Annotated in this window: 20 protein-coding genes; 15 read left to right on the top strand and 5 right to left on the bottom strand. The window is 47.8% G+C overall.

Translation table 11 applies throughout. The features are described 5' to 3' along the window. The first annotated feature begins 102 nt into the window (after window positions 1–102). The 3 genes from ACO6V5_RS09315 (at window position 103) to ACO6V5_RS09305 (ending at window position 2380) form a co-directional block, all read left to right on the top strand. Window positions 103–492 carry a GNAT family N-acetyltransferase gene (locus tag ACO6V5_RS09315; RefSeq protein ID WP_422413783.1) on the top strand — a complete coding sequence of 130 codons (390 nt, stop codon included), beginning with the start codon at window positions 103–105 and terminating at the stop codon, window positions 490–492. A gap of 670 nt (window positions 493–1162) precedes the next feature. Next, window positions 1163–1798: a hypothetical protein gene (locus ACO6V5_RS09310; RefSeq protein WP_422133324.1), complete on the top strand. Its 636-nt coding sequence runs from the start codon at window positions 1163–1165 to the stop codon at window positions 1796–1798. A gap of 33 nt (window positions 1799–1831) precedes the next feature. Next, the gene (locus ACO6V5_RS09305) at window positions 1832–2380 is read left to right on the top strand and encodes a hypothetical protein (protein ID WP_422414099.1); all 549 of its coding nucleotides are present in this window, start codon (window positions 1832–1834) and stop codon (window positions 2378–2380) included. Between the two features lie 607 nt (window positions 2381–2987). Here the strand turns inward: ACO6V5_RS09305 and ACO6V5_RS09300 are convergent. After that, window positions 2988–3500, bottom strand: coding sequence for a lipocalin family protein (locus ACO6V5_RS09300; RefSeq protein ID WP_422442375.1), 513 nt, complete (start codon window positions 3498–3500; stop codon window positions 2988–2990). A gap of 34 nt (window positions 3501–3534) precedes the next feature. Here ACO6V5_RS09300 and ACO6V5_RS09295 point away from each other — a divergent pair, with 34 nt between their 5' ends. Beyond that, window positions 3535–3789, top strand: coding sequence for a hypothetical protein (locus tag ACO6V5_RS09295; RefSeq protein ID WP_422442377.1), 255 nt, complete (start codon window positions 3535–3537; stop codon window positions 3787–3789). Window positions 3790–3813: 24 nt separating this feature from the next. Continuing rightward, on the top strand, window positions 3814–4359 hold the full coding sequence (locus tag ACO6V5_RS09290) for a hypothetical protein (RefSeq protein ID WP_422133326.1): 546 nt from the start codon (window positions 3814–3816) through the stop codon (window positions 4357–4359). A gap of 177 nt (window positions 4360–4536) precedes the next feature. Here ACO6V5_RS09290 and ACO6V5_RS09285 read toward each other — a convergent pair whose 3' ends face one another. Both ACO6V5_RS09285 and ACO6V5_RS09280 read right to left on the bottom strand, forming a co-directional pair. Beyond that, window positions 4537–4827, bottom strand: a complete 291-nt coding sequence (locus ACO6V5_RS09285) for a hypothetical protein (protein WP_422133327.1) — start codon at window positions 4825–4827, stop codon at window positions 4537–4539. A 196-nt stretch (window positions 4828–5023) separates the two neighbouring features. Further along, window positions 5024–5551, bottom strand: a complete 528-nt coding sequence (locus ACO6V5_RS09280) for a DUF2062 domain-containing protein (RefSeq protein WP_422133328.1) — start codon at window positions 5549–5551, stop codon at window positions 5024–5026. Window positions 5552–5881: 330 nt separating this feature from the next. Between ACO6V5_RS09280 and ACO6V5_RS09275 the strand changes: the two genes are divergently transcribed. The 10 genes from ACO6V5_RS09275 (at window position 5882) to ACO6V5_RS09230 (ending at window position 15761) form a co-directional block, all read left to right on the top strand. After that, a complete protein-coding gene (locus ACO6V5_RS09275) occupies window positions 5882–8338 on the top strand; it encodes a DNA internalization-related competence protein ComEC/Rec2 (protein ID WP_422413013.1) in 2457 nt (818 codons plus the stop codon). 131 nt (window positions 8339–8469) lie between these two features. Next, on the top strand, window positions 8470–9099 hold the full coding sequence (locus tag ACO6V5_RS09270; RefSeq protein ID WP_422133329.1) for a MotA/TolQ/ExbB proton channel family protein: 630 nt from the start codon (window positions 8470–8472) through the stop codon (window positions 9097–9099). Further along, entirely contained in the window at window positions 9099–9527 is a 429-nt protein-coding gene (locus ACO6V5_RS09265) for an ExbD/TolR family protein (RefSeq protein WP_422133330.1), read from the top strand. The genes ACO6V5_RS09270 and ACO6V5_RS09265 overlap by 1 nt, the downstream gene beginning before the upstream one ends. 97 nt (window positions 9528–9624) lie before the next feature. After that, the gene (gene lpxK, locus ACO6V5_RS09260; RefSeq protein ID WP_422413011.1) at window positions 9625–10686 is read left to right on the top strand and encodes a tetraacyldisaccharide 4'-kinase; all 1062 of its coding nucleotides are present in this window, start codon (window positions 9625–9627) and stop codon (window positions 10684–10686) included. Next, window positions 10667–10888 carry a Trm112 family protein gene (locus tag ACO6V5_RS09255; protein WP_422133332.1) on the top strand — a complete coding sequence of 74 codons (222 nt, stop codon included), beginning with the start codon at window positions 10667–10669 and terminating at the stop codon, window positions 10886–10888. Before lpxK ends, ACO6V5_RS09255 begins: the two co-directional genes overlap by 20 nt. After that, window positions 10888–11679, top strand: a complete 792-nt coding sequence (kdsB, locus tag ACO6V5_RS09250; protein ID WP_422133333.1) for a 3-deoxy-manno-octulosonate cytidylyltransferase — start codon at window positions 10888–10890, stop codon at window positions 11677–11679. The genes ACO6V5_RS09255 and kdsB overlap by 1 nt, the downstream gene beginning before the upstream one ends. A 25-nt stretch (window positions 11680–11704) precedes the next feature. Beyond that, window positions 11705–12187: a low molecular weight protein-tyrosine-phosphatase gene (locus tag ACO6V5_RS09245; RefSeq protein WP_422133334.1), complete on the top strand. Its 483-nt coding sequence runs from the start codon at window positions 11705–11707 to the stop codon at window positions 12185–12187. A 3-nt stretch (window positions 12188–12190) separates the two neighbouring features. Next, a complete protein-coding gene (gene murB / locus ACO6V5_RS09240; RefSeq protein WP_422413008.1) occupies window positions 12191–13204 on the top strand; it encodes a UDP-N-acetylmuramate dehydrogenase in 1014 nt (337 codons plus the stop codon). A gap of 170 nt (window positions 13205–13374) precedes the next feature. After that, window positions 13375–14832, top strand: a complete 1458-nt coding sequence (locus ACO6V5_RS09235) for a L,D-transpeptidase family protein (RefSeq protein ID WP_422413006.1) — start codon at window positions 13375–13377, stop codon at window positions 14830–14832. A gap of 164 nt (window positions 14833–14996) precedes the next feature. Beyond that, the gene (locus ACO6V5_RS09230; RefSeq protein ID WP_422137096.1) at window positions 14997–15761 is read left to right on the top strand and encodes a DeoR/GlpR family transcriptional regulator; all 765 of its coding nucleotides are present in this window, start codon (window positions 14997–14999) and stop codon (window positions 15759–15761) included. A gap of 196 nt (window positions 15762–15957) precedes the next feature. On the opposite strand, the gene ACO6V5_RS09225 is transcribed toward ACO6V5_RS09230, so the two are convergent. Together ACO6V5_RS09225 and ACO6V5_RS09220 are read right to left on the bottom strand one after the other, a co-directional pair. Beyond that, the gene (locus tag ACO6V5_RS09225; RefSeq protein WP_422413015.1) at window positions 15958–16269 is read right to left on the bottom strand and encodes an RING finger domain-containing protein; all 312 of its coding nucleotides are present in this window, start codon (window positions 16267–16269) and stop codon (window positions 15958–15960) included. 353 nt (window positions 16270–16622) lie between these two features. After that, complete coding sequence (locus tag ACO6V5_RS09220) at window positions 16623–19574, bottom strand: Rne/Rng family ribonuclease (RefSeq protein WP_422413004.1); 2952 nt, start codon at window positions 19572–19574, stop codon at window positions 16623–16625. Between the last annotated feature and the right edge of the window lie 143 nt (window positions 19575–19717).

Below are 19717 nucleotides of genomic sequence, written 5' to 3'. Positions count from 1 at the left end.
TAATGGCCTCTTGCGTGGAGCCCAATAGTCAAGGTTTCTTTGGCGCCACTACTCTCAGCTTTGAACCGGCTCATTAGATTCTTTATCAGCCGGACAATCCTTTTGCCAACCGCTAAACCTATGCCGGATGGTAAATACCCGATTTGTGCATTTTACACCATTGCGCCGGGCTCTATTTCGAGAAAAACGCTTCCAGTGTCGTTAGCCAAAAAACTACCGGGCTATCCTGTGCCTGTTTTTTTGCTAGCACAACTTGCGGTTCATAAAGGCTTCAAGGTTAGGGGGGGTGGAAAGATTGCTTTGATCAAAGCTCTTGAATACTTATACGACATTAATGCTCATATGGGGGCTTATGCTGTTATTGTTGACTGTTTGAATGATAATATTGCGGCCTTATATGAACAGTTTGGCTTTGAATCCTTAACGAAAGAAAGTGACCGGGAACGTATGTTCTTGTCCATGAAAACGGTGCAATTACTGTTTGATAAATGATGAAAAATAGTTGCACTCGTTCTTGTTGGTTTTGACATAAGGCTTAACAAACTGGGATGAGATTAACTTGACAGTATGCTCATATGTCTTAAGTAACTGATCCTGGTAATGAGCACTGCCACAGGCTTTCACGATAATAATACATGGCTCAAGATTGGCTTAGTATTCCAGCAGATGTTTCCTGGACAACTTCTTTCTGATAACTTTGCGACCCTGTTCATCAACACCAAACGATGGTAGCTGTTCTTGCCAATATTGATACCCAGTACTGAAATAGTCATGGGTGGTTCGCTCGGACTAATCCAGTTTAAATGGTTAACTCCATTTTGGGCTCATTTAAAGCCGTTTGGGAGGGGGAGCATCCCATGTTCTGGGTTGATGGACGCTATTATGACGATCGATGATCTTCTGGAACTGGTGTCGGGGGAATAGCCCTGAGCAACTGTTGGAAAACACTGTTACGACGTTTCCTTGTTAAAGTGGACAAAGCTTCCGAGCTTATCCCCGCTACCTGACTCTCAGGCACGTGGCTTGGAATTGCGACAAATCAGAAAGCTTCCGGGGTTCTGTTACATACGGTGCAGGACTTACCTCCTCGTTTTGTTATTTTGAACAAAAGAATAAAAATATTGTCTAAAGGTATAGGTGGTTTATAAGGTAGTAATCAAAAATGAATCTTGACCTAAGCATATCAGCCAAAAGTACGGAAAGTATAACAAGAGAGCATTGTAATTCAGCTTCTAAACAAGAATTGTCTGGTAATTTTTCACATTATACTGTGAGAGGGGTTGCTGAGAAGCTTGCAAAGCGTTTTCCTATTTCGGAAATAACAAATCTTACTCCAGAAACAACTTTCTGGTTCACTAACGAGTATCCGGGTGGTATTAGAGGCAGTGAGCTTTCATTAGTCAGTACGATAACCGGGCTTCGTGAATTATGCCCCATAAGCGCAAGAAGAGTATCAATTGTCACGGGTGAGTCAGGCTTATTATCTTGTATTCCTGAGCTTTCATCTATATCAGAATTAATAATACAAGTTGACATTGATCCAGTACTTTTGAATTTTACTGGAGAGTTGCTAAAGAATTTAAGTAATTTAACTTCGGTTAATTCAAAAAAGTATTATGAGGTGGTTCATTTATCTTTGGATTTTTTAAAGCGTAAAGGGATTCCCATTGAGATATACGAATCAAAAGTTCTGAAATCTGCTGAAATGTACAAAGAAGCAATGGGAGAGCTACACTGCTTTTCATCTCAAAGACGATTTGATGAATTTAAGTCAGCCTTGAAAAAAAATGCTATATAGGCTGTAGAAGCAAACTATTTTTCAGAAAAAGACGTGGCCAGTTTATTTAAAATGCTGGTGGGAGAAGGACTTGAAGTGTCTTATTTCAATATTTCCAATGCCTATGAATACTTGTTTGATTTCTATGACATGAGCCCTTATGTTGGATTGGTTAAGGGGCTGGAAAGTATCGCTTACATGAGAGCTATGCCTCTCGCTGAAGATGCAGTTTGTGCTTATTCTTCCCTTCTTTCAACTCACCACCACACTGGTACCAGCAGGAAAGATTTATTTTTTGACCGATTGCATAAAATAAATAAATCAAGGGCTTTATGTAAGATAAATCTGTTTTCCGGTACGAATGGATCTGATGCAGATAATATCACTTCTGCCTGTGTAGGATTAGCCAAAATTGATCGTATGAAGGTAAAAACAGCTATGTGTTTTTTAAGGCTGCTTTTGGCGAGTATTACTAAAGAGGAATCTATCGCCTTGTCTTTCAAGGTGGCAGAAATAGATCAAATTCTAACAGAAAATAAAATGTATGACTCTGAGTCCGGAGATAAATTTATGGAAGTAATCAGAGCTTCGACAAAAAAATAAAAGTCATAGGCTTATGTTTTCGTCTCTATCACTCAACGTATCTTGAGTTGCTGTATTAGAAATTTTCTTTTCGTCTTTGCTTTAGGGGTGTTGCCGGTAGTTGAACTTTGACAAGGTATGCCATTGGTGCTTAATCCAGTTTATCGGAATCAAAGAACAACTGTCTTTAAACGTAGAAGTGAGTACTTGCGCCTGATAATGTTTGTTACATACCTTACTTGCCGAACTTTAAAACGGTAGAGCATTGCGTGAACATGAAGGCAAAGAGTGCCCCCATCCCTGAATTGATGAACGCCAGATCTGGCAATAAAGTAAATGTTTCCACCCGCTGAGACATAGATTCCGTATTTTACCTCGCTGTAATCTTCCGTTTGAAAATAAATAAAATGATAGGAATTCATTTCCAGTCGAATACTGGAAAGCTGATTGTGACTGTGCTGGCGACCAATGGTAATTTGAGCGATCGAGAATCCTCGCCCAGAGTGAAGCGACGAGCGGGGAGTGTCAGATATTTGAATATGTTAAGCATGATCCAGCTGGGTAGGTGGCCAGCCGAGGGATTGAGAAAGTTGCGCGTTCTCAGCCCTGACGGTTTTGTTTCTGACTATCACTGTTTGACCCATATTAACTGGTCAGTATCAAATCCGAGCTTAGCGGATTGTTGGATAAACCGTTCTTTTAACTTCTGGCTCACTTCAGGGGTTCGGGACAAAAGCCATAGATAATGTTTGTTATAACCGCTGACAAAAGCGTACTGGTAGTCCTTTTGGTCCAGTTCGAAGATGACATAAGAGCCATAAAAGGGGCCAAAGAAAGAGACTTTTAAATAGCCTTCATCACTGTGTCGAACGAACTTTGCCGTGCCTGTTGCCTGACGGTATTCATCGTCTTTTTCGGAGTAGCCAGAGTTGATCACTTTGACAGAACCATCGCTTTGTAAGGTGTAATCAGCAGTGACCTGACTCAGTCCTCGCTCAAAGGAATGATCCAGTCGGGCAACTTCAAACCACTTGCCCATATATTTTTCGATGTCAAAAGGTTTTACTGGCTTTAGGTGTTCGGGAATTCCTGTGCAGCCCGAAAGTATTGCGAACATAGCCAGGCAGGCAATGAGTTTCACAAGTAGTCATCCTCTTTTTATTCATGGTAATGATATGGGGATTTTAGGGGATTGGAAGCAATTAAACATCTATTGTCGTGAAGATGGGGTTTCCCCTCTGTCCAGAAAGATTATTGATCTTTACGCCCTGGGCACCATCGCCAACGAATTGATGATTATGGTACTGATGGATTTATGCCAGAATTCGTTGGCTTTCGATCGAGACAATAATAACCACCCTGTATTAGCAGAACAGACCTTATCTTTCGCCTATCCTGAAGAATCTGGTCAATACGCATTAACGCTCTGATTCCTGACGAAAAGGTAAAATATCATGAAAAGATACTGGTACAGCCTATGGGCTATTCCACAGCTGGTTTTTGCCATTGGCTTTGAGTTCCCACCTTATCCTAACTACGACACAATGCCCCCGCCACATGTATTTGGACATGCGATTACTCCTTGCGCCATTCCAGCAGGGACCTACAGGCTTGACGCTAAATATCTGGCCAAATTGCATAACATAGGCATTAACAAACTCCTCCTGAAACTGCATGTGAATCCTGGCGGTCTTATGATTTTGACCCTGCAACTGGTTCCTGATGGCAGAGAAGAGTATTTTTTGGTTAATCCCTATGGCAACTCAGCGGATTTGGCCAACCTGTGCAATGGTAACCATTTCAGTTTTTGGTTTCAGAACATCAATCTTCATGGGAAGACGCTAAGTGGGGAGATTAATGGTGAATTCACAGGAAAGGGTTCTAAGAGTTATCTGACAGTGCGAGGTGTTGTGGAGAGGTATGATCCTTCATGGCAATCAAAGGTGACTATAAAGCTTTCTAACCATCGAATGACGCTTGCATATCCTTACGTAGAATAAGGGTGGAGCCATGGATGGCTATCAATAACGATGATGTGAGACTTATGTTTGGGCATGCAGCTGCAGCCCTGAATTTTATCGGGTCCATCAATGGGGAGCTTGCTGGAAGGAAGGCTATATGGATTGGCACCCAGCACAAACTGCACTTCAGCGGAAGTGCAGCTCGGGAAGTATCGATCAGCTATCGTTCATATACTGGCTTGGATCAATGTAGATACCCAGCGAGCGTTTGTCGATACGCTTTTCATTGCTCTGTTCTTTATAGCGGAAGACGATGGTATCGCCCACATTAACATCCAAGGTCTTGTCGGCTGAGAGGTACTTATACTCATCATCGGATATGGTCAGTGTATGAATGTAATAATCGGGCATACCCAGCCAGTCACTGTGAGGGCCTTCGGTGCTGATGTTCTCAAGCACACCGCGACCTTCCAGCTTTGGCTTGCGCTTTTGGAAGCTTCTTTGCATGGCAGTATTTGGATTACCGAGAAGTCAAAAAAAGTTTTCGAAACGTGAGTGCTTTAACTCATGGCGATAACTATAGGAAGACAGCGATCTCCTGTCCATAGTAATAGAATAAAAATGTCGCATTTTAAGTGAAATTTACCCTTTTATAACCCTGGACTGGAATACTGGCCATAGGGAAACTTGGGCAAAGAAGGGTCTATGACTTTTTGCATATTGTACGTTTGCGTCGCTGGCGCCAGTTGTGAACGACATTCCAGCGCCAGTATAGCCTGATCAGCAGGTAGCCAAGAAAACCCAGAATTACACCGGTAACTAATGAACCCAGATACAGAGGTTTCCAGATTCTGGCCAATTCAACACCCACGCTATGTGCCGAGAGCTCAAAAGAGGTTTCGCTGATGGGGACATCCAGAATATAGCATCCCACCTTATAGGTGAAATAAAATATGGCTGGCATAGTGACCGGATTGGTGATCCAGACCAGAGCCACCGAGAGGGGCAGGTTGCAGCGGAATACAACGGCCATGGCAGCAGCCACAACCATTTGGAAAGGGATGGGGATAAAAGCACAAAACACACCCACAAAAAAAGCACTGGCTGCAGAGCGTCGATTCAGGTGCCAGAGGTTGGCGTCATGGATAGTACTGCCCAGAAACCGAAGATGTCGGTTGTTCTTAATGGTTCCCGGATCCGGCAGATAGCGTTTTATCAGTTTCCTCGCCATGTCCCTTAACTGTACTCTTTCTTTGATCTGAGACTGATTTCCAGTCTTCAGTGTGGAAATACCGTTCCATAAGCAGCGAATCAAGTTTAGTGATTCTCACCTTAAAAGTCGGTCGTCTCCGGTTGTTTTGATCAGGCAATCTTGTGAGTGTTTATCACTCAGCCTGTCATTGCCTTGCAGAATTGGTTGGTTAAAAGCCATCTAACCAGCACACCTTTCAGCATAATCCAATCTTGATGACTATGCTGAGAGCCTGATCCAAGCGTTAAACTCATCATGGGTCTGACCCTTGTCTTCTCTGCAAAAAGCGCGACATTATGCACTGATTAAATGAAACACACTATCAATCTTCCCACAGGGTACTGTAGCTATTTATCGGGAATAGTGCTGACGGTTCTTTTTCCGACAATACCAGGCGATATGTCTATCAGGGTTATCGGCGTCCTGGGCGTGCTGTTGATTATAACGGGGCTGCTGTCTGTCATCATGGAGGCTGGAGCCGCCCAAACCGCAGATTCAGTGCCATTAAGCAGAGTGTCGAGATTCCGGAGATTTTATAAAGTTTATCGAAGCCTTCGGAGCATTTTGCCCGGTGCTAGTTATTTCCCGAATGATTTTTCGGTGCCTGTTCTCCTTTATGTCGGGTTGGGGTTAATAGGAATCTTTACAGGATTTTTACATGCTGATGGGCTTAAGAAGAGCTGGATCAACACGGAGCAAGAAAGTAGAGCGATGATAGTAACAGGATTTATCTCTGATATTCCTGCTTATCACCCGCATCTTACCCGCTTTGATTTTAATGTGAAAACGCTGGAGGGAGAGACTGCCGGGTATCTTAAAAAGATTCGACTCAGCTGGTACCGGGCACCTGAAGTTCAGGCTGGAGAGTTATGGACATTACAGGTTCGGATCAAGCACCCTCACGGCAATCGAAGTCCCGGGGCTTTCGACAGAGAGGCCTGGGCAGCCAGAGAGAATATTCAGGCTACGGGGTATGTCAAAACAGGCGAGAAAATAGCGACTTCAGATAGCATGGTTTTCTTCAGAAGTCGCCTTAGAAGTGCTGTGCGACACTGGCTCTATCAACATTGCAGCGAGCATTCTGCTGGCTTGTTATCGGCGCTGTTAATTGGTGACAAGTCAGGAATCTCTCAGCAGCAATGGCAGTGGTTGAATCAGACGGGTACCACTCATTTAATGGTGATCTCGGGTCTGCACATAGGTCTTATGGCAGCAGCAGGTTACTGGTTAATGATGATGCTGGCACGAACAGGCGTTGTTCCTCTGAGGAAGATTACCTTACCCCGGTACGCCGCTGGAGCAGGGCTCCTGTTTGCCCTGATGTATGCCTTTATGGCAGGTTTTACGGTACCGGTTCAGAGAGCACTGGTGATGACCGGTCTGGCATTATCAGGCCCTTTACTGGGTATTAAAGCCAGACCCCTGACGTTGTTCCTGTTGGCGCTTTGTGTCGTATTGTCTATCGAACCTCTGGCTATAACCAGTGCCGGATTCTGGTATTCCTTTTCGGCGGTGGGTATTTTGCTTTTCGGTTGTTGTGGACGGCTTTGCATGAAAGCTGATGACGATGTCAGTATGGGAGGCAGGTCGAAGCTCTGGCTGAAACCTCAATGGCTGGTTTTCCTGATGCTGGCTCCCATGTTGTTATTCAATGAGCAGTCAGTATCTCTGTTTTCACCGCTGATTAATCTCGTTGCGATTCCTGTTATGGGACTGCTGGTCGTGCCAGCAGCTTTTCTTGCTTTGGCCCTTCAGCCTGTTTTCACTTCGGTCTCTAACGGGATTCTTCATTTTCTGGATGGTGCTTTCAGGTTATGGGATATGGGATTAGCCGCCGTGTCATCATTACCAGTCTTTATGCCCGAGGTCAGCATAGAACTGATACAAGTTGTCCTGATGGCAGCAGCTGTATTGATTCTGGCTTCACCCAGAGGGCTTGGGTTAAGAGTGCTTTTCCCCTTTTTTCTTCTGCCTCTGTTTTTCCCCATCAAGGATTATCCTGAAACAGGTGAAGTGAAAGTAGCCGTACTGGATGTGGGGCAGGGTGTTGCAGTGGTCTTGCAAACTCGTCGAAAGACACTGCTGTATGATACCGGAGTGGCTTCCAGAGGTCGTTTCAACTCGGTGGATGGCATCATTGTTCCTTACCTTAATCGCTTTGGTATTGACCGGGTGAACCGTGTCATGATTTCCCATGGTGACAATGATCATTCCGGTGGGCTTGACGTGATTCATCAGCGATATCCTGAAGCAGAGATTATTTCAGGCTCTGCGGTTGCCGGGTTTGAAGGGGCAATGAGTCCCTGTCTGCCCGGAATGAAATGGCAATGGGATGGAGTGGCGTTCGAGGTATTGTCAGGCAGTCGGTTATCGGTGACTGATAATGAGCGATCCTGTGTTTTGAAAGTGACAGCAGGCACTGAAAAGTTGCTCCTGACCGGCGATATTGGCAAAAAAACCGAGTCTTATTTAATCAGTCAGGTTGAAAACCTTGAGGCAGATTATCTTCTGCTTCCCCATCATGGCAGCCGCTTTTCAGGCTCAAAGGCGTTTCTATCTCAGGTCAACCCATCACAGGTATTGGTGTCATCGGGTTATCGAAATCCATTTGGACACCCGGCGGCAGAGACCCTGAGCCGGGTTGAACAACTGGGAGCGACTCTCTTCAACACGGCCAGTTCAGGAACCCTCAGCTTTGTTATGGGGAAGGAGCCTGAGACCGTGAAGAAATACAAAAGTGAAAGTGCCAGATACTGGTGGCGCTGAGGAGGGGGTCTCCAATGTTTGCACTCGTGTTGTTGGCAATATTAGGGTTGATACGCAGGTGTGCGTGGTTTTAAACCGATGCTCTGTGATAAAGTCTTTCCATTAAACAGGCTTCTGGAAGGGAATGAGCTGTGTTCGAGTTGGTGAAATCCGGTGGTTGGCTGATGTTGCCAATCCTGCTTAGTTCTGTCATTGCCATGGCGATTATTTTTGAACGTCTCTGGACACTCAGACCGTCGCGTATTGCGCCCAGAAATACCTTGTCTCAGGTCTGGAAGTGGATAAAGAATAATGATCTGGACAACAAGAAAGTCAGTGGCTTGAGGGGTGGGTCACCGTTGGGTGAAATCCTTGCTGCAGGCATCAGTAATGCCCGCTATGGCCGCGATATCATGAAAGAAAGTATTGAGGAGCAGGCTGGCAGGGTTATCCATGAGCTGGAGCGTTATCTCAATACTTTGGGAACGGTGGCTGCCATTGCCCCTTTACTGGGCCTGCTGGGCACGGTTATTGGCATGATTGATGTGTTTACAGTGATCATGCTGGAAGGGACAGGTAATGCCGGTGTGCTGGCCGGGGGGATCTCCAAAGCCCTGATCACCACTGCAGCCGGTCTGACCGTTGCGATTCCCAGTCTGATCTTTCACCGTTATTTTACCCGTCGTGTGGATGAGCTGGTGGTGACCATGGAGCAGGAAGCCACCAAGCTGGTGGAAGTGCTTCAGGGAGAGCGTAAGCTGAAAGACCGCGAGGGCAAGTGATGAAATTTCGTCGCCAGTCCCGGGAAGAAGTCTCGCTGAACCTGACACCGCTGATTGATGTGGTCTTTCTGTTGCTGATCTTCTTTATGGTCTCGACGACCTTCACCAAAGAGACCCAGCTGGCCATTGATTTACCGGAAGCCAGTGGCGAGCAGAGCGCGTCTGTTGAGAAAACTCAGGTGGAAATTACCATCAGCCGTGAAGGTCATTATGCGGTGAATGGCCAGTCTCTTTTGAACAATGGTTTGGAGACATTGAAAAACGCTCTGGCAAAAGTCAGTGAGGGAGACTCCAATCTGCCTCTTACTATTACGGCAGACGCCAAGACACCTTATCAGTCAGTAGTCACCGCCATGGATGCTGCCGGTCAGCTCGGTTTTGCCAACCTCAGTATGACAACGCGCAAACCAGTAGAATCGGAACAGTAAGGGTAAATGAGCCTGAAAGGCCTGTTACCTCTGGTACAAACGCAGGCTCCTAGAGACTGCGTTGGCATTTTTTTCTTACGAGAGCAACTGACCCCTCATGGAAAGCAAGGAATCTCGTCGTTGGCAGGCAGTATTCAGTGACTCGGTTCTCAAGTCATGGTATGGCCGTGGGTGCTGGACCCGACTGTTGCTTCCATTGTCCTTTTTATACGCTCGAATAGCCCAAAACCGCAGGTTAAAACTAGAGCGCTCCGAGCGCTGGCAGTCGCCTGTTCCTGTTGTTATCGTTGGCAACATTACGGTAGGGGGCACCGGTAAAACGCCTTTTGTGGCCAGTCTGGTGGCAAAATTAATCCAGCAGGGATTCAAGCCCGGGATTGCCAGTCGGGGCTTTGGGGCCGGAAAGGGTATTCATTTACCCGCAGAAGTATTGCCTGACTCTGATCCTGCTCTGGTCGGGGATGAGCCTGTGATGTTGGCTCAGCAGTTGAATATTCCGATTATGATCGACCCGGATCGGGTTTCAGCAGCGAAGGCGTTGATTGAACAGAAAAATTGTAATCTGATCATCGCTGATGATGGCCTTCAGCACTATAATCTTGATCGCCATGTTGAATTGGTGGTGATTGATGGCCAGAGAATGCTGGGTAATGGTCTTATTCTGCCTGCCGGACCTCTCAGGGAACCCCCTGGCAGACTCCGGGAAGTGGATCAGGTGCTGATCAATGGCGAGCCCTCCGGAACGCTGGATTGTCACTCTGAGCATTTTTCCCTTGAGCCAGGTGTGCTTAAGCCTGTCAATGGGCAAAAAGCAGATCTGCCTCCTGCCTCCGGAAAAATACATGCAGTGGCAGGCATAGGTAATCCTGAGCGCTTTTTCAGAACGCTGGAAAAGCTCGGGTATGAGGTGATTCCCCATCCTTTTCCCGATCATTATGGGTTCAGGAAAGAAGATTTTCAGTTTCGGGACAATCTGCCCGTTATCATGACGGCCAAGGATGCAGTAAAATGTTCTGCTTTCGCAGAATCCCGTTTCTGGTTTCTGCCGGTCCAGGCACAGGTGCCTGAGCCGGTTTTTGAACGAATTCTGACACTGATTGAAACTCGAGGGCCGCAGAGCCGGCCTGATAAGGATACCCATGGACAAGAAGCTGTTTGAGATTCTGGCCTGTCCCCACTGCAAGGGCAATCTGAAATACGACAAATCAGCGGCTGAGCTGATTTGTCGTCCCTGCGGCATGGCCTATCCCATTCGTGATGGTATTCCTGTTATGCTGGAAAACGAAGCCCGCACCCTGACTGCTGATGAGCGGCTTGAAGGTGGTGAGGCGACTTCTTCCCAAGAGGATACGTCAGCCTGATGAGTGCTTCCAATGCTGCGTTTACTGTTGTTATTCCTGCCCGATTCAGCTCCAGTCGTCTGCCCGGCAAGCCGCTGATTGATATCTGTGGTAAGCCCATGATTCAGCACGTCTATGAGCGGGCCTGTGAGAGCCACGCCACTCGCGTCATTATCGCGACGGATGATGAGCGTATTGTCAAAGTGGCTGAAAGTTTCGATGCCGAGGCCTGCATGACGCTCTCCGGCCATCCTTCCGGAACCGATCGTCTTCAGGAGGTTACCCGCCTTTATGAGATGGGTGACAATGAGGTGATTGTTAACGTGCAGGGGGATGAGCCACTGATTCCGGCAAAAGTCATTAATCAGGTGGCTAATAATCTCATCCAGGCTGACTCGGCCGGTGCTGCGACCCTTTCGGAGCCTGTGCGAAATCGGGAAGATCTGTTTAATCCCAATGTAGTCAAGGTAGTAACTGATCATGAAGGGTTTGCTCTCTACTTCAGTCGTGCTCCTGTGCCATGGGCCAGAGATGACTTTGCTGACAGTGCTAAAGTTCTGCCTAAGGTGGATATTTTCAGACGCCATATCGGTATCTATGCCTATCGTGTCAACCTGCTGAATCAATACGTACAGTGGCAACAGAGTCCGGTTGAGTCCGTTGAGTCGCTTGAGCAGTTGCGACTGCTCTGGAATGGTCATCGTGTTCATGTGGCTGACGCCATGGAGACACCTCCCCACGGGGTTGATACGGAAGATGATCTTGAAGTGATCAGGGGGCTCATGGAGAACAGGCTGGCAGATATTTCCTGATTGGCAGCCAAGCAAGGGTAAAAGAATGATTCGGGTACTTTTTGTCTGTCTGGGTAATATTTGTCGTTCTCCCACCGCTCACGGTGTGTTTGTTCATTTAGTGGAGCAGGCCGGTTTATCTGGTCAGATCGGGGTGGATTCAGCCGGTACCAGTAGCTGGCACAAGGGAGCAGAGCCCGATGGCCGGTCAATAGCAGAAGCTTCACGTCTGGGCTATGATCTGTCGTTTATTCGTTCACGGCAGGTCTTGACCTCCGATTTTCAAGAGTTTGACTATGTGTTGGCCATGGATGAGAGTAATCTCCGGGATTTGCTGGATATCTGCCCGCCTGAGTACCGCCATAAAGTACAACTTTTTCTGTCTTTCAGTGATGTTTCGGAACGTGAAGTGCCTGATCCCTATTATGGTGGGGCGCAGGGTTTTACCGAGGTGCTGTCTCTGGTTGAGAAGGGCGGGGCGTCACTGTTGGAGCACATCAAACATCATGATCGGAGTGAATTGCGGTAGTTCATGAGAATTCTTGAAAATTATTCCCTCCAGACCCTGAACACCTTTGGTTTCAGGGTCAATGCCCGTTATTTCGTTGATGCCGTTTCGGTTGAGAATCTCCGCGAGGCCATTGCTTTTGCAAACACAAAGAATCTACCCCTCGTTCCCCTGGGTGGTGGTAGCAATCTGGTGTTAAGTGGTGATCAGGAGGTTCTGTTTGTCCATATCAATATTCCTGGCAAAAAGGTGATCTCCCGTGAAGATGAATGTGTCACCGTGACAGCGGGAGCGGGTGAGAATTGGCATGAGTTTGTCCGCTGGACTCTGTCTGAACAGGCGTTCGGGTTTGAGAACCTCTCCCTGATTCCGGGGAGTGTTGGAGCAGCACCGATTCAGAACATTGGGGCCTATGGCGTTGAAATCAAAGATTACTTTCGCAGTTTGGAAGCACTGGATATCCAGTCCGGAGAACTGAAAAGCTTTTCTCTTGAGGATTGCCGGTTTGGCTATCGTGACTCAATCTTCAAGCAATCAGCTCGAGACCGCTTTATAATCACGTCTGTTTCGTTTGCTCTTGATGCCAGATGGTCGCCCAAACTCTCTTATGGTGATTTACAGCAGGAAGTAGAGCGGCGCTCAGACGGAAACCCTGATGCTCTTGTGATCAGTGAGGCTGTCTCTGATATTCGCAGGGAAAAATTGCCTGACCCTCTGAAACTGGGTAATGCCGGTAGCTTCTTTAGGAATCCTGTAGTGAATGAAGCACTTTTGAAGAAGATACAGGCAGATTACCCTGATATCGTCGCTTATCCCTTTGAAGGCCGCTGGAAGCTGGCCGCTGGCTGGCTGATCGACAGGGCGGGTCTGAAAGGTTTTCGTCAGGGATCGGTAGGCACTTATCACAAGCAGGCTCTGGTACTGGTCAATCATGGTGGGGCAGGGCCCGATGATTTGCTGGGGCTGGCCAAGCATATTCAGTCTGTGGTTCGTAATAAATTTGGCGTCGAGCTGGATATGGAGCCAAGAGTCTATTAATTTCTTGAGCTTTTCCAATCACGAGTGCCAGTTTTCTGGCATTCCCCTTCCCTTCTGATGATAAAGAAAACCCCCTTTTTCAGGCTGTCTACTCTTAAGAAAGTACGAGATGTTTTCTGTTCGATGAAAGCCTTTTATGCAGTGAGGCTTGTACTGTAAATGGAGCTTTCATGCGTGGTTTTCTATCGTTAGTATTGCCGTACCTCTTTGTTAACCTATCTGCTACAACCGTGTCCGCAGAGGACTGGTTATCAGTCCCTTCAGTATCTTCAGATCCCGAAATCCAAATCAAGAGTGAAGGGTATTCACAAGCTGCTTCCAGTGAGCAGTTGATCAGCTGGATGTCAACAGCGCCCCTGCATGGTATTGAATTTCCACAGAGTCAGTGGTTGCAGCTGGCGATTGATCCCTCCGAGCAGAATGTTCGAAAAGTCGCTTACGAATTTGCGGCTTATCTGGATACCGGGCGACTGGACAGAAGGGTTTATCAGCCGGGGTGGAGAATTGCAGACACAGCTACTTTGCCTGTATTGCAGGAGCATATGGACTCTAACTCGCTTGATATGATTGAGCCCAGGCTGCCGCAATATGAGTTGTTGATGAGAGCGCTACAACGGTTTTATACCTATCTGGAGACGGCTGCTGATCACTTTCCGTCCAGTATGGTGCTGCAAGAAGGGGATCGGCATCCTTCCATTTTGATTCTGAACCAATGGTTATTTGATCTGGATCTGGCTGATCGTCTGCCGACAGGGCATTACAGTCGATCCCACATGTCAGTGGTCAAGACATTACAGAAGCAGTATCGAATTCGTGCAGACGGATATGTAGGTGAGCGCACTCGTCAGGCTCTGATTGCATTAACCCTTCAGAGAATCAAAGTCCTGAAGGTGAATATGGAGCGAATGAGGTGGATGCCCAGATCCTTGCCTTATCCTCATGTGCTGGTGGATATTGCCGGTTTTAATGTGGCCTGGGTGACGAGTCAAAGAAAACAGAGGCTTTATCGCGCCATTGTTGGCAAGCCTTCTCGCCAGACTCCGATTTTTCAGGAAAGTATAGAGAGTATTACAGTGAATCCATACTGGCGGGTACCTAGCTCTATTTCCTCGACTTCGATATTGAGGAGGGCTCAGAAAGATCCTGCATTCCTGAAACGTGAGGGTTTTTCTGTGTATGAAAGTTGGAAGTCAACTGCAAGAGAGCTGGATCCTGACACGATTAACTGGAAAAAATACAATCGCAGAGTCTTTCCCTATCGTCTGGAGCAGAAGCCGGGGAAGGTGAATCCACTGGGCAAATATAAGCTCGACTCTCCCAATGCCTACAGTATTTACCTGCATGATACTGACAAGCCGGATCTTTTTAAGGAATCTGTCAGAGCCTTCAGTTCCGGTTGCACCCGGGTTGAAAATATTGAACATTTAATTGGCAATATTCTTAAAAGCCAGGGAATGGAAAATGAAGCAAGGACTTTGCAAGCCTCTTCGGAGACGGGCAAGTTAAAACTCAGAAAGCCTGTTCCACTCTATTTTGTTTACTTCACTGCCTGGCCAGACAGTCATGGTCGTGTCCGCTTCAGGCAGGATATCTACAATCTGGATGATGCATTACTGTCCGGACTGTAATTGCAACCACTGGAGACGTTCGAATTTTCTTCGCCACGAGCATTTGAAGTTGGTATCCTGAAGGGATTGATTGGAATATCTCCATGGATTAACACTCTGCTGCGCAGGGTGTTTTAGCTGACAAGAGTTTTCGGATGACTGCCAAGACAGCTGTTGTATCTTCTATACCTCAGACCCATCGTCAGGAATTGATTGTTGATTTGATTCGTCAGCATGGCTTTATGACGACCGATGAATTGGTGCAACACTTTAAAGTGGCTGCCCAAACGATTCGCAGAGATTTGAATGAGCTGGACAAAAAGAACCTGATCTCAAGGCATCACGGTGGTGCAGGTATGCCGTCCAGTAGTACAGTCAACACGGCTTATTCAGAGCGCAAGATGAGCCTGAGTGAAGAAAAGGCTTGTATTGCTGCCGAGCTGGTAAAAAGAATCCCCGATGGTGCATCACTGTTTATCAATATCGGTACTTCAACTGAAGCTGTGGCCAGGGCATTGTTGAATCACAAGGCGTTAAGAGTCGTTACCAATAACCTTCATGTGGCGTCAATTTTGCTACAGCGCGAAGACTTTACCGTTGTCATTGCAGGGGGGGAAGTCCGTAATCGTGATGGCGGTATTGTCGGTCAGGCAACCCGGGATTTTATTGAGCAATTCAGAGTGGATTATGCCGTCATGGGCATCAGTGGCATCGATATGGACGGTGCCCTGATGGACTTCGATTACCATGAAGTCAGGGTCGCTCAGGCCATGATTGGTAATGCCAAACACTGTTTCCTGGCAGCGGATCACAGTAAATATGGTCGCAGTGCTATGGTCAGGCTGGGTCATCTTGAGCAGATTGATGTCCTGTTCACGGATGTTGAGCCACCTGAGCCGCTTAAAGAGGTTATGGCAAATTGCGCGATAGAGATGGTAATTTGCGAATAACGGATCACTGTCGCTCATAAAAAGTGCTTTTACTCAAAAAAAGGTTAATGGTTAAAGAGAACCAAAAAGCACTTGTAGCCATACCAGATTAAATTTTCATCCGTTAAAGGACTTTCAACCATATACTAACCAGAATCCGGCGGACTTTCAGGTGAAGAAGAACAAGCTCTTATCTCAGGGATTAAAGTCCGCTAGCTTATATGCTATCGCTATTTATGAAGTTGACGCGAGCTTGAAACAACAAATTTAACATATACAAAGGATTAAGGTCTGGACCCTCCGGGTGCTGGATAGATGTGACGTTACCAGCTTCTATCAAGAAATGAACAAGTGATTCCTCTCGCTGGGTTGTCCTTTCCTTGAGGGGAGTCCTACACATAGGACATACATCACCATGCTCTAGCCAGGTTACCAGGCAGGATGTGTGAAAATTGTGGGCGCATTTGGTAACCGATACTTCTTTTTCTGCAAAACTAAAATAACAAACAGGACATTCGTCCTCTTTCATATATTCAGTAGCGGGCCAGTAATATTGGTCAGAAGGGCTCGTGATTACGTTCATAATATTTACTCCTGTTTACTTGGCTTATATTTTTTAGACCTGCGTTATCTCTTTTAGTTCCCTGGTCCTCTGCATTTTTGGTGGTTATTGAAAAGCGGTAACGATGTAATCGGAGTTGCAACGTCAATCGTGTTTTCCAACTCCCGTAATAAGCATGAAGTTATGAGCTTTAAGACAAGCAAGGAGAGGCATGGCCTCTCCTTTTTTTATGGGTGTCATTACAATCTGACAGTGTTGAAATGATGAACTCTCATCACTGGAGTCATAACAGCCCGATGATAGTTCACCGGGCTTGATGATTAATTTTCCTGTGATGCAGAGACAGCAGGTTGCTCATCTTCAGTTGGTTTGCTTTCGGTCTGCAGGGCTGTTGAAGCCTGCTGTTGCTCCTGACGACGCTTCATGCGAGGGTCGTTGTGAGCCCTGCTGCGTCTGCGGCGGGGGGCAGGTTCTTCTTTCTTGCTGAACTCAACAACATTTGATGTTGGCTCGGCTGCATCTTCGGGTTCGGCAGCTTTGCTTGCCTCCTGCTTTTGAGGTGCTGCTTCAGCAACCGGTGCCGCAGTGGCTTCCCTGCTGCTCTCAATTGCTGGAGCTGCGGGCTTGGCAGGTTCTTCTGCTTTTGCGACTGTGGGCTCAATGCTTTGCTGAACCGGAACATTTGGCTGCTGAAGAGGGGATGCTTCCCTGTGGCTGCTGGCAGCGACTGCCTTGGCCATTTCAGTCATGCGAGGCGCTGCAGTTTCAGGTGCCTCAATAACTGGTGGGTTAGCAGGTCGGGTATCTTCAGCCTGAGGCTTCTGCCCGTTGGCAGGAGCTGCCTTGCTAACCGCTTCCTCAGCCTGTCTTGTTGCTGGCGTTTCGGCAATAGCATCGACCCTTTCTGGCTGGTGGGATGCTTTCTGTTCAGATTCTCTGGCAGCCATCTTTTCAGTCGGTGCTTTCAGTAGGGCTTCTACTTCCTGAGAGGCCCTTAGGTCCTGCTGAAGAGCCGGTTTAGCACTCTGTTTTTGAGAGGTCTGTTCTACAGGTTCTTTTACAGCTGCACTCGTTCTGGTGGCAGCAGGTTGCGATGGTACTTCCGTCTTGCCTTCTTCAGGCTGAGACAGAGAGGGTAGTGAGGGCTGTTCCAGTTGGCTACGATCTCTCTGGGAGGGACGGTTGTTTCTTCTGCGATGTGCAGAGCCGGGACGACGACGGCGACGGTTATCTTCCTGCTGCTCGGAAATGGCCTGATCCTGATGTTTCTGATCTGTCAGAGGCTCACGGCGATCTCTTCTTTCCTGTTGCTGGCGACGAGAGCTGCGCACCTCCGGCTGCTGGCGAGCAACGCGTTCCTGACGGGGCGAGTTGTCTCTTCTCTCGTCCTGTTGGCGACTACTGCGACGGCGCTCATTCCGAGCCTGACGATCATCAGCCTGCTCTTTGCGGTGCGGTGGCTTGTTGCGTTGCTGGCGTTGGCCACGATGATCTCGCTGCTGAGAGTCGCGCTGTTGATTATTGCGATCTCTTGGCTGGCGCTGCTGAGGAGCAGGCTTTTGGGTTTCAGCCTGGGTAGGCTTTTGTGAGGCTTCTTCGGCCGTAAAAAGACCACCAATTGCTTTGACAAAAGACTTCAGCAGGCCTTGTTTTTCAGCCAGAGCGGGTGCGGGTTGAGATGGAGCTACGTTTTTAACCGCCGCTTCCTGACGTGGAGTTGCCCTGGTCTGTGAAGAGGTTACTTTTTCTTCCTGTGGCTCGTCGGCAGTGATGATTTCGTAGCTGCTCTCGGAGCCTTCCAGCACGTGATCATCTCTCAGACGCTGTACGTCGTAATGCGGTGTTTCCAGGTTTGGATTGGGAATCGCAACAATGCGAATCTTGTGACGCTTCTCAATCTTGGCGATGGTCTGGCGTTTCTCATTCAACAGGAAGGCAGCAACAGCGACCGGCACCTGGGCACGGATTTCAGAAGTCTTGTCTTTGAGAGCTTCTTCTTCCATCAGGCGCAGGATTGACAGGGCCAGGGATTCAATATCACGGATAGTGCCCTGGCCAGAGCATCTTGGGCAGACCACACCGCTGGTTTCACCCAGTGACGGGCGCAGACGCTGGCGAGACATTTCCAGCAGTCCGAAAAGAGAAATACGTCCGGTCTGCACGCGTGCGCGATCCATGGAGAGTGCCTGACGAATGCGATTCTCGACTTCACGCTGATTGCGGTTGTGGCTCATGTCGATGAAGTCGATCACGATCAGCCCGCCGATATCACGGAGCCTGAGCTGACGGGCGATTTCATCGGCCGCTTCCAGGTTGGTGTTGAGTGCCGTTTCTTCAATATCGCCACCACGGGTTGCCCGGGCGGAGTTAATATCTATGGAAACCAGGGCTTCAGTGGGGTCAATGACAATGGAACCACCCGAAGGCAGCTCAACTTCACGCTGAAAAGCTGTTTCGATCTGAGATTCGATCTGGAAGCGGTTGAACAGCGGGATGCTGTCTTTGTATAGCTTGACCTTGTGCTGGTACTGGGGCATAACCTGCGTGATGAAATCCACTGCTTCGTCAAATACGCTGGATTTGTCGATCAGAACTTCGCCAATGTCCTGACGCAGATAGTCCCTGATTGCCCGGATAATGACGTTGCTTTCCTGGTAAATCAGCATAGGTGCTGGCTTTTGTGCCGCATCCTTGATGGAACTCCAGAGTTGAAGCAGGTAATCGAGGTCCCACTGCAGTTCATCTCCGGAGCAACCGAGACCTGCTGTGCGGACAATAACACCCATTTCGGAAGGGATCTTGAGGTTGCTCAGGATTTCACGGAGTTCAGCCCGTTCATTACCCTCGATGCGACGCGAAATGCCGCCGGCTCTTGGGTTGTTGGGCATCAGAACCAGATAACGACCGGCCAGACTGACCAGCGTCGTGAGAGCAGCGCCCTTATTGCCGCGCTCTTCCTTATCTACCTGAACAATGACTTCCTGCCCCTCTTTGATAACGTCCCTGATGTTGGGGCGACCACCTTGATGAGGGGAGCTGAAGTATTCCCTGGAGATCTCCTTAAGGGGGAGGAATCCGTGACGTTCAGCACCAAAATCGACAAAAGCTGCTTCCAGGCTGGGTTCAACCCGGGTGATTTTTCCTTTGTAGATGTTGGCTTTTTTCTGTTTACGAGCGCCGGACTCGATGTCCAGATCGTAAAGGCGCTGGCCATCAACCAGCGCGACGCGCAACTCTTCAGACTGAGTTGCGTTGATTAACATTCTCTTCATAGAGTACCGAATACATTAAGAGGCTATCCTCTCAAGCCGGCACTGCCCGTTTTCTTGTCTTCCGGTCCGTCACTGATGCGGAACTGCCGGTTTATAATCTGTGCTATCAGGGTTACTTCCCAGTACTTCTTTAACCAGCTTTG

Source organism: Endozoicomonas sp. ALD068 (genome assembly GCF_049310145.1).
Lineage (GTDB): Bacteria > Pseudomonadota > Gammaproteobacteria > Pseudomonadales > Endozoicomonadaceae > Endozoicomonas_A.
Note: the sequence above shows the minus strand (reverse complement) of the source record. Positions and strands in the feature narration are given on the sequence as shown.

Bases quoted from the DNA above. Each gene is read 5' to 3' on its own strand.
- ACO6V5_RS09310 (WP_422133324.1), top strand. From the start codon at position 1,163: ATGAATCTTGACCTAAGCATATCAGCCAAAAGTACGGAAAGTATAACA.
- ACO6V5_RS09295 (WP_422442377.1), top strand. From the start codon at position 3,535: ATGGGGATTTTAGGGGATTGGAAGCAATTAAACATCTATTGTCGTGAA.
- ACO6V5_RS09290 (WP_422133326.1), top strand. From the start codon at position 3,814: ATGAAAAGATACTGGTACAGCCTATGGGCTATTCCACAGCTGGTTTTT.
- ACO6V5_RS09285 (WP_422133327.1), bottom strand. From the start codon at position 4,827: ATGCAAAGAAGCTTCCAAAAGCGCAAGCCAAAGCTGGAAGGTCGCGGT.
- ACO6V5_RS09280 (WP_422133328.1), bottom strand. From the start codon at position 5,551: ATGGCGAGGAAACTGATAAAACGCTATCTGCCGGATCCGGGAACCATT.
- ACO6V5_RS09275 (WP_422413013.1), top strand. From the start codon at position 5,882: ATGAAACACACTATCAATCTTCCCACAGGGTACTGTAGCTATTTATCG.
- ACO6V5_RS09265 (WP_422133330.1), top strand. From the start codon at position 9,099: ATGAAATTTCGTCGCCAGTCCCGGGAAGAAGTCTCGCTGAACCTGACA.
- lpxK (WP_422413011.1), top strand. From the start codon at position 9,625: ATGGAAAGCAAGGAATCTCGTCGTTGGCAGGCAGTATTCAGTGACTCG.
- ACO6V5_RS09255 (WP_422133332.1), top strand. From the start codon at position 10,667: ATGGACAAGAAGCTGTTTGAGATTCTGGCCTGTCCCCACTGCAAGGGC.
- kdsB (WP_422133333.1), top strand. From the start codon at position 10,888: ATGAGTGCTTCCAATGCTGCGTTTACTGTTGTTATTCCTGCCCGATTC.
- ACO6V5_RS09245 (WP_422133334.1), top strand. From the start codon at position 11,705: ATGATTCGGGTACTTTTTGTCTGTCTGGGTAATATTTGTCGTTCTCCC.
- murB (WP_422413008.1), top strand. From the start codon at position 12,191: ATGAGAATTCTTGAAAATTATTCCCTCCAGACCCTGAACACCTTTGGT.
- ACO6V5_RS09235 (WP_422413006.1), top strand. From the start codon at position 13,375: ATGCGTGGTTTTCTATCGTTAGTATTGCCGTACCTCTTTGTTAACCTA.
- ACO6V5_RS09225 (WP_422413015.1), bottom strand. From the start codon at position 16,269: ATGAAAGAGGACGAATGTCCTGTTTGTTATTTTAGTTTTGCAGAAAAA.
- ACO6V5_RS09220 (WP_422413004.1), bottom strand. From the start codon at position 19,574: ATGAAGAGAATGTTAATCAACGCAACTCAGTCTGAAGAGTTGCGCGTC.